The organism is Cognatundibacterium luofuense, from assembly GCF_018139685.1.
GTDB lineage: Bacteria > Pseudomonadota > Gammaproteobacteria > Burkholderiales > Burkholderiaceae_D > Undibacterium > Undibacterium luofuense.
Genome location: NZ_JAGSPN010000288.1, coordinates 1 through 363, shown reverse-complemented (window position 1 = coordinate 363; position 363 = coordinate 1). Strand labels below are relative to the sequence as shown.

Below are 363 nucleotides of genomic sequence, written 5' to 3'. Positions count from 1 at the left end.
TTTCATGAGCGATGCACTATGGTGCGGCAGACGCTTCCGTACGCTGAATGTGGTGGACGATTTTAATCGTGAAGTACTGGCGATTGAAATTGATCTGAATTTACCTGCATCGCGTGTGATTCGTGTGCTGGAGCCTATTGTGGCCTGGCGCGGATTTCCGGCGCAAATCCGAACGGATAACGGGCCGGAATTTATATCAGCAAGCCTTGCGGACTGGGCGCAAAAGCATGGGATTCATCTGGAATTTATTGAGCCGGGCATGCCAATGCAAAATGGTTTCATTGAACGTTTAAACTGCAGTTACCGGCAAGGTGTGCTGGATATGTACGTGTTCAGGAGTTTGCAGGAGGTGAAAGAGCGAAC

At 49.6% G+C, this 363-nt stretch carries 1 protein-coding gene; it reads left to right on the top strand.

Annotated elements, in window-relative coordinates:
* On the top strand, nt 1-363 hold a 363-nt coding region (locus tag KDM89_RS20450; protein WP_212689699.1), incomplete at both ends, for a DDE-type integrase/transposase/recombinase.